6 protein-coding genes are annotated in these 8,522 nt (G+C 62.2%); 2 read left to right on the top strand and 4 right to left on the bottom strand.

The window, feature by feature from the left end; all coding sequences use genetic code 11:
- The 4 genes from OC610_RS15930 to gap form a co-directional block, all read right to left on the bottom strand.
- Window positions 1-2,557, bottom strand: a 2,557-nt coding sequence (locus OC610_RS15930) for a TonB-dependent receptor (protein WP_264428948.1), incomplete at its 3' end; no start/stop codon positions are given.
- A gap of 120 nt (window positions 2,558-2,677) precedes the next feature.
- On the bottom strand, window positions 2,678-3,640 hold the full coding sequence (locus tag OC610_RS15925; RefSeq protein WP_264428946.1) for a FecR family protein: 963 nt from the start codon (window positions 3,638-3,640) through the stop codon (window positions 2,678-2,680).
- Between the two features lie 105 nt (window positions 3,641-3,745).
- Window positions 3,746-4,258, bottom strand: a complete 513-nt coding sequence (locus OC610_RS15920; protein WP_264428944.1) for an RNA polymerase sigma factor — start codon at window positions 4,256-4,258, stop codon at window positions 3,746-3,748.
- Between the two features lie 216 nt (window positions 4,259-4,474).
- Entirely contained in the window at window positions 4,475-5,476 is a 1,002-nt protein-coding gene (gene gap / locus OC610_RS15915) for a type I glyceraldehyde-3-phosphate dehydrogenase (RefSeq protein WP_039593774.1), read from the bottom strand.
- Between the two features lie 231 nt (window positions 5,477-5,707).
- On the opposite strand from gap, the gene edd reads away from it, so the two are divergent.
- Window positions 5,708-7,534 (top strand): phosphogluconate dehydratase, encoded by a 1,827-nt coding sequence (gene edd, locus OC610_RS15910; RefSeq protein ID WP_264428943.1) that lies wholly within the window; start codon window positions 5,708-5,710, stop codon window positions 7,532-7,534.
- Window positions 7,531-8,490, top strand: coding sequence for a glucokinase (locus OC610_RS15905; protein ID WP_264428942.1), 960 nt, complete (start codon window positions 7,531-7,533; stop codon window positions 8,488-8,490). Before edd ends, OC610_RS15905 begins: the two co-directional genes overlap by 4 nt.
- Window positions 8,491-8,522: the final 32 nt, after the last annotated feature.

Genomic DNA, 8,522 nt, shown 5'->3' with positions numbered 1-8,522 from the left:
GCCCAGGCGCCGTGAGGCGATCGAGATTGGCCGGGTTCAGCACGGCCGCTTCGCCGACGCTGTCGTAGCCGCGCACGTCGTCCCACAGCCAGTACTTCTTGTCGGTGAGGTTGTAGAGGCCGCCGCTGACGGTGACGTCTTGGGTGACCTTGTAGTACCCGCTCAGGTCGACAATGCCGAAGCCCGGCGTCTTGAACTGCCTGCTGACGCCATCAGGGGAGTTGAAGTTGCTGTCATCGACGCGGTCTTGCTTCTTCACCAGGGTCCAACTGAGCAAGGTGCCAAACTGCGCCTGGTCGTAACCCAGGCCGAACACGCCGGTCAGTGGGTTGATGCTGTTGAGCGGTTCGCCGATGTCGTCGTTGCGGCCATGGAGATAAGCCACCGAGCCCTGGGTGTAGAGCCCCCGTGGTGCGCCGAACACGTCCAGGTCCAGGCGCCCCTTGGCTTCGATGCCCTTGATGGTGGCGTGCTTGATGTTGTTGCTCTGGAAGGTCAACTGGTCGGCGCCGGGGGTGATGGCGTCTTCGTTGATGAAGTCGCGGTACTGGTTGTAGAACACGGCCACGTCGAACGAACCGGAATCGAAACGACCGCGCAGACCGGTCTCGTAGCTTTTGCTTTTTTCCGGTTCCAGGTCGGGGTTGGGCTTCACGCTGTAGCCAATACCCGCATTGTCGAAACGGCCATACAGGGCCTTGGCGGTCGGGGTGCGGAAGCCTTCGGCGTACTGGCCGTACCAGGTGTATTGATCGGTCAGGGCATAGGTCAGGCCGAACTTGGGCGATACGCGATGCCAGGTCTTGTCCTGGCCACTGACCGTGCCGCCGCTGGTGGGGTCCACGGTGCTGAGGAATTCCTCAGTGAGGTGTGGTTTGAGCCGGGTGTAGTCGTAGCGCAGTGCTGGCGTGAAGGTCCATTTTTCCCAGCTGACCTGGTCCTGGGCGAACAAACTGTAGGTGTTGATCGTCGGGTCCGGGAAGTCACTGGCTTTTGCCAGCACGTCCCGCGTGCTGATCGCGCCGACGGCGGGGCAGCCCACGCCGACCGCCAGGCACACGCCATTGCCGCTGCGCGAACCGGTGACCTTCTGTTGCTTGAGCGTGGTGCCGTAGGTCAGCGCGTGATCGGTGTCGGCAATGCTGAATGACTTGTCCAGTTGCGCGTCGAACACCCACTGCTTCTCTTCGTAGAGCGTTTCTCGCGTACGCAGTACCTGGCGCGTGATCGGGAAGTAGAACTCGGCGGTGCTCTGGTCGGTCTTGGCGACCTGGTGGTTCAGGCTCCACTTGATGGTGTCGGCCAGCAGGCTGTCGAGGGCGAAGTTGTGCTCCAGGCCGAATCGCTCGCGGGTGATGGTGTCGTTGCCGGTGCGCCATTGGTACATGCCGCCCGGCAGGATGGAGGCGGGAATGGTCGGTCGACCATTGGAGTACGGGCCGCCGTAGGCGCTTTTCAAGTCGACGTCGCGGTCGCCCTTGTACTTCTCGTACACCAGGCTCAGGCGTGCGTCATCGCTGTAGTTCCAGCCGAGCTTTGCCAGCACGCTGTTGGCGCGCACGTTTTCCGGATTGGCCGCGGTGCGATCCAGGCCCGTGCCATTGTTGCCGCCGTAGGATTCGGTCTCGTGGCCGTCGCGCTGGCTGTAGTGCAGCAGCCCGTCGAATGGCCCGCTGCGACCGGCGACGGTGGAGGACTTGAGCCAGCTCTCGTCGACAGAGCTGTAGCCGGTCTTCAGGCGTGCGCCGACGTCCTGGCCGGGCTTGATGATGTCATCCGCGTCGAGGGTGAAATAACTGACGACACCGCCAATGGCGTTGCTGCCGTACAGCACCGAGGCCGGGCCACGGAGGATTTCCACGCGCTTGATGATTTCCGGGTCGACATAGTTGCGCTGGGTCTTGGCATAGGGGCCGTTGAAGAAACCGCCGGGCACTTCCACGCCGTCGACCTGGGTCAGGATCCGGTTACCGTCGATGCCGCGGATGTTGTAGCCGCTGATGCCGCCGCGCTGGCCTGCGCCGCCCACCGAAACACCGGGCTCGTAGCGCACCAGGTCCTTGATGGTGTTGACGTTGTTGCGATCGAGTTCCTGGCGATCATGGATGGAAACGGTGCTCGGTACGCTGGTGACGTCCTGTTCCTGGCGGGTGGCGCTGATGGTCACTTGCTGCAAGTCCAGCACATTGCCGGCGCTGCGTTTTTCCAGAACGATGTTGTTATCGCCCAGTTTGCGGTAGCTCAGGTCGGTCCCCACCAACAAGCGCTCCAGGGCTTTTTCCGGCGGCAGCGAGCCGTTCACGCCCGGCGAAGCGACGCCTGCGGCCAGTTCAGCCGGCAAGCCTACTTGCCAGCCCGTGACGGCAGTGAACGCGTTGAGCGCTGGAACCAGCGGTTGCCGGGCGATGTTGAACGTGTAATCACCCATGTTGTGGGCGGGTGGTTGCCCGGCAGCGGCAAGGGCGGCCGGCGCGGCACCGGCCATCAGGATGGCGGCGGTCAGCAGTGACAGCGCGCGGGAAGGTGCGAGGAACCGGCAAGTAAGGCGAGAGGACATCGATAGCGCTCCGTGTCGCATCTGTTATAGGTGCAGATCGGCATCTTGAAGATGCGAATCAATTGCATTGGCTATAACGAGACGAACCAGCGAAGGTTATCGAGTAAAAATAATTCTCATTTAGTTCAGGATCACCAGTGCCGGGAATTCCTGCAACCGCGCAGAGGTGATGTGTGCCAGGGAGCGGACCGCATCCAGCGGCTGGTCGAGGCGGTAATTGCCCGTCACCGCGATGTTGGCCAGACGTTCGTTGGTATTGATGATCCAGCCAGGGTAGTAGCGCCGCAGCTCGGCCAGGACTTGGCTCAGCGGCCGGTTTTCGAACACCAGCCGACCTTGTACCCAAGCCAGCTCGGTACCCGCATCGAGGCGTGTGGGGCGGTCGAAGCCGTTGGGGCCGACGCGGATGCTTTCGCCGGCCGACAACCGCACGTGGGTGTCGTACCGGGTGGCCCGCAGGTCGATGTCGCCGCGCTGCACCTGGACCTGGGCCACGCCGTCGAGGTAACGCACGGCAAATGAGGTGTCGCTGACGCTGGCGGTGACCGGGCCGGCATCAATTTCCAGCGGCAGGTTGCGGTTGCCCGGCACTTCGAAGAAAGCCTCGCCCTTGTACAGGCGGGCTACATGCCGTTGTTCGCTGAACGTGCTGGAAAACGCCGAATCGGTGTTGAGCAGGACCTTGGAGCCGTCTTCCAATTGCAGGCGCTGGCGCTCACCTACCACCGTCAGGTGATCGGCTTCGAAGTGCAGAGGCAAGTCGCTGAAATTGAACAGGCCGAGAAACAGCACGGCGGCAGTTGCCAACGGTTTCCAATGGACGCGCAGGCGTGACAGCGCGGTGACTTTCGGCCGGTCCCGCAGTTGCCGGGCGCTTTCGATAATCTGCGGGCCATTCCAGATCGCCTGGGCCCTGGCGAATGCTTCGCCATGGCGAGGATCGGCCGCCAGCCAGGCCTGGAAGTGTCGGCGCTGCTCCTCGCTGGGGCTGTCGAGCAGGATCAACCAGTCCAGCGCCTGGTCCATGGCGTGGACGGTGTCGTATGCCTCGGCGGCTTCAGGTGGGCGATGATTGTCCGTCACGGTGGATTCTCATTATTGGCGGCAGGCACACGCTACAAGCCGCAAGCGGTAGCTGGCAAGCATACATCCGGCTTGCGGCCCGACGCTTCTGGCTTGTCGCTTGATTCATGGGTTGCGTTCGGCCACGCCCACGCAAATGGCCATGATCAGTTTCAATTCTTTTTGCACGGTGCTCAGGGACACGTCCAATCGTTGCGCGATGTCTTGGTAACTGTGGCCATGCAGCCGGCTGAGTATGAAGATCTGCTGTTGGCGGGGGCTGAGGGACCGCAAACTGACGTTGAGTCGTTCGAGCATTCGTTCGGCATGGGCGGCGTCTTCAGCACTGCTTTGGGGATCGATCACATTGTTCACGACATCGAACGGCACGTCATCGACCAAGGTCCGCGACTGGATTCGCCGCGCGCGCAAATGGTCCAGCGCCAGGTTGCGGGCGGTCTGGAAGACAAAGGGTTCGAGATGATCGACGGTGCGCTCGCTCAGGGCGCGGGTGACCCGCAGGTAGGTTTCCTGCAGCAAGTCTTCGGCGGTGCTCGGGTTGTTGACCATTCGCTCGAGGGTGCGCAACAGCGGGATGCGCTGGGCGAGAAAGACGTGGTGAAAGCGTGATTGGCTCACGGTAGGGCCCGATCCGGTTTGAGTAGATGATAATGCTTATCATCTTCATGGTCGGTCAAGCCTTGATTCTCTAGAGCTGCAAGGAGCTGCGTTGGAGCTGCGTAGGAGCTGCCGAGTGCAACGAGGCTGCGATCTTTTCCAAAGACACTTGAGTCTCAAGCAGAAAGATCAAGATCAAAAGATCGCAGCCTGCGGCAGCTCCTACGGTGCCGAATATTATTCGGCGTTACACAACGCCAGGCAGTTATCCAACATACGGTTGGAGAAACCCCATTCGTTGTCATACCAGGCCAATACCTTGAGCAGCTTGCCGCTGGCCTTGGTGTGGTTGGCGTCGAAAATCGACGACAGCGGGTTGTGGTTGAAATCGCTGGAGACCAGAGGCAGGGTGTTGTAGCCGAGGATCTTCGAGTGCTGGCTGGCCTGCTTGAGCAGCGCGTTGACTTCATCGGCCGACGCTTCGCGCTTGAGCTGCACGGTGAGGTCGACCAGGGACACGTTGATCACCGGTACGCGCACGGCCATGCCGGTCAGCTTGCCGGCCAGTTCCGGCAGCACCAGGCCCACCGCTTCGGCGGCGCCAGTCTTGCTCGGGATCATGTTCTGGGTGGCCGAGCGGGCGCGGTAGGGGTCGCTGTGGTAGACGTCGGTCAGGTTCTGGTCGTTGGTGTAGGCATGGATGGTGGTCATCAGGCCGCTTTCGATACCCAGCTCGCGGTGCAACACCTGGGCCACCGGGGCCAGGCAGTTGGTGGTGCACGACGCGTTGGAAATGATCTGGTGGGACTGGCGCAGGATGTCATGGTTGACGCCATACACGACGGTGGCGTCGGCACCCTTGGCCGGTGCCGAGATGATCACCTTGCGAGCGCCGGCGCTGATGTGCGCGGCAGCCTTGGCGCGGTCGGTGAACAGGCCGGTGCATTCGAACACCACGTCGATCTTCTCGGCGGCCCAGGGCAGTTCGGCCGGGTTGCGGATGGCGCTGACCGAGATGCGGTCGCCATTGACCGTCAGGCTTTCGTGATCGTGCTGGACGTCGGCATCGAAGGTGCCATGCACGGTGTCGAACTTGAGCAGATGGGCATTGATTGCACTGTCGCCCAGGTCGTTGATGGCGACGATCTGCAAGTCGCGACGATAGCCTTGGGTATACAGTGCACGGAGGACGTTGCGGCCGATGCGGCCAAAACCATTGATTGCGATTCGAAGAGTCATTAACTGCGCCGCCGTCGATTTGTTGTTGGAATTACAAGATTATTCGCATAAAAATAGAAAACAAGCCTTTTTAGTGGCAATATTTTGTTTTATCTACAACGAGTGACCTGAATCAACTGGTCCGATTGGTCAAAAACCGTTTGTCGCCCTGTCTTTCCTGCGGTGTACAAAGGGCTTTTGAACCAGCATAGACAATCAGGTCGCCACACCCGTTAGCCTGGAGTTCTACCTATGCATCCCCGCGTACTTGAGGTCACCGAACGGCTTATCGCCCGCAGTCGCGCTACTCGTGAGGCTTACCTTGCACTGATCCGCGGTGCAGCCAGCGACGGCCCGATGCGCGGCAAGCTGCAGTGCGCCAACTTCGCCCATGGCGTGGCCGGTTGTGGCACGGAAGACAAGCATCACCTGCGGATGATGAACGCCGCCAACATCGCCATCGTGTCGTCCTATAACGACATGCTCTCGGCCCATCAGCCGTACGAAACCTTCCCCGAACAAATCAAGAAAGCCCTGCGCGAGATCGGCTCTGTCGGCCAGTTCGCTGGCGGTACGCCCGCCATGTGCGACGGCGTGACCCAGGGCGAGGCGGGGATGGAACTGAGCCTGCCGAGCCGGGAGGTGATCGCGCTGTCCACGGCGGTGGCGTTGTCGCACAACATGTTCGACGGCGCACTGATGCTCGGCATCTGCGACAAGATCGTCCCGGGCCTGATGATGGGCGCGCTGCGCTTCGGTCATCTGCCGACGATCTTCGTGCCCGGCGGGCCGATGGTCTCGGGCATTTCCAACAAGGAGAAAGCCGACGTGCGCCAGCGCTACGCCGAAGGCAAGGCGACGCGCGAAGAGCTGCTGGAATCGGAGATGAAGTCCTACCACAGCCCCGGCACCTGCACCTTCTACGGCACCGCCAACACCAACCAGTTGCTGATGGAAGTGATGGGCCTGCACTTGCCGGGCGCTTCGTTCGTCAACCCGAACACGCCGCTGCGCGACGCCCTGACCCGTGAGGCGGCGTTCCAGGTGACGCGCCTGACCAAGCAGAGCGGCAACTTCATGCCCATCGGCGAAATCGTCGACGAGCGTTCGCTGGTCAACTCCATCGTCGCGCTGCACGCCACCGGCGGCTCCACCAACCACACCCTGCACATGCCGGCCATCGCCATGGCGGCGGGCATCCAGCTGACCTGGCAGGACATGGCCGACCTCTCCGAGGTGGTGCCGACCCTGAGCCACGTCTACCCGAACGGCAAGGCTGACATCAACCACTTCCAGGCGGCGGGCGGCATGTCGTTCCTGATCCGCGAATTGCTGGAAGCCGGCCTGCTCCACGAGAACGTCAACACCGTGCTTGGTCACGGCTTGAGCCGCTATACCCAAGAGCCGTTCCTGGAAGATGGCGAGTTGGTGTGGCGCGACGGCCCGATCGAAAGCCTCGACGAGAACATCCTGCGCCCAGTGGCCCGTGCCTTCTCGCCAGAAGGCGGATTGCGGGTGATGGAGGGCAACCTCGGTCGTGGTGTGATGAAAGTCTCGGCCGTGGCCTTGGAAAACCAGGTCGTCGAGGCGCCGGCCGTGGTCTTCCAGGATCAGCAGGATCTGGCCGATGCGTTCAAGGCCGGCCTGCTGGAAAAGGATTTTGTCGCGGTGATGCGCTTCCAGGGCCCGCGCTCCAATGGCATGCCCGAGCTGCACAAGATGACGCCGTTCCTCGGCGTGCTGCAGGATCGCGGCTTCAAGGTGGCGCTGGTCACTGACGGGCGCATGTCCGGCGCATCGGGGAAAATCCCGGCGGCCATTCACGTCAGCCCCGAAGCTTATGTCGGCGGCGCGTTGGCTCGGGTGCAGGAGGGCGATATCATCCGCGTCGACGGCGTCAAAGGCACCTTGGAACTGAAGGTGGACGCCGAGGAATTCGCCGCGCGCGAGCCGGCCAAGGGCCTGTTGGGCAACAACATCGGCACCGGTCGCGAGCTGTTCGGTTTCATGCGCATGGCTTTCAGCTCGGCAGAGCAGGGCGCCAGCGCCTTCACTTCTGCCCTGGAGGCGATTAATTGAAACTGGCTTTGGTCGGTGACATCGGCGGGACCAATGCGCGTTTCGCCCTGTGGAAGAACCACAACCTGGAGAACATCCAGGTGTTGGCGACGGCGGATTACGCCTGCCCGGAAGATGCCATCGAGGTTTACCTGACTGGCATGGGTATGAAACCAGGCGCCATCGGTTCGGTGTGCCTGTCGGTGGCCGGTCCCGTGAGCGGCGATGAGTTTCGTTTTACCAACAATCACTGGCGCCTGAGCAATCTGGCGTTCTGCCAGAGGTTGCAGGTGGAGAAGCTGTTGCTGGTCAACGATTTCTCCGCCATGGCCCTGGGCATGACCTGCTTGCGTCCCGATGAATACCGGGTCGTCTGCCAGGGCACGCCGGAGCCGATGCGTCCTGCAGTGGTGATCGGCCCGGGCACCGGGCTGGGTGTCGGGACGCTGCTGGATTTGGGCGAGGGTCGCTTCGCGGCGCTGCCGGGGGAGGGCGGCCATGTCGACCTGCCGATGAGCAGCCCGCGCGAGACCCAGCTCTGGCAGCACATCTACAACGAGATCGGCCACGTCAGCGCCGAAACCGCCCTGAGCGGCAGCGGCCTGCCCCGCGTCTACCGGGCGATCTGCGCGGTGGACGGTCATGAGCCGGTGCTCGATACCCCTGAATCCATTACCGCCGCAGGCCTGGCCGGGGACCCTGTTGCGCTGGAAGTCCTTGAGCAGTTCTGCCGATGGCTGGGGCGCGTGGCGGGCAATAACGTACTCACGGTGGGCGGGCGCGGCGGTGTCTATATCGTTGGCGGCGTGGTCCCGCGGTTTGCCGATTTCTTCGTTGAGAGTGGCTTCGCCAAGTCCTTCGCCGACAAGGGTTGCATGAGCGATTATTTCAAGGGCATTCCAGTCTGGTTGGTGACAGCGCCGTACTCCGGCCTGATGGGTGCGGGCGTGGCGTTGGAGCAGTCGACTCCCGTTTGAAATGTGATCCCCTGTGGGAGCGAGCTTGCTCG

Source organism: Pseudomonas agronomica (genome assembly GCF_025917275.1).
GTDB classification, from domain to species: domain Bacteria; phylum Pseudomonadota; class Gammaproteobacteria; order Pseudomonadales; family Pseudomonadaceae; genus Aquipseudomonas; species Aquipseudomonas agronomica.
The sequence above is the reverse complement of the archived record's forward strand: the minus strand, read 5'-3'. Positions and strand labels throughout refer to the sequence as shown.

Bases quoted from the DNA above. Each gene is read 5' to 3' on its own strand.
- gap (WP_039593774.1), bottom strand. From the start codon at position 5,476: ATGACTCTTCGAATCGCAATCAATGGTTTTGGCCGCATCGGCCGCAAC.
- edd (WP_264428943.1), top strand. From the start codon at position 5,708: ATGCATCCCCGCGTACTTGAGGTCACCGAACGGCTTATCGCCCGCAGT.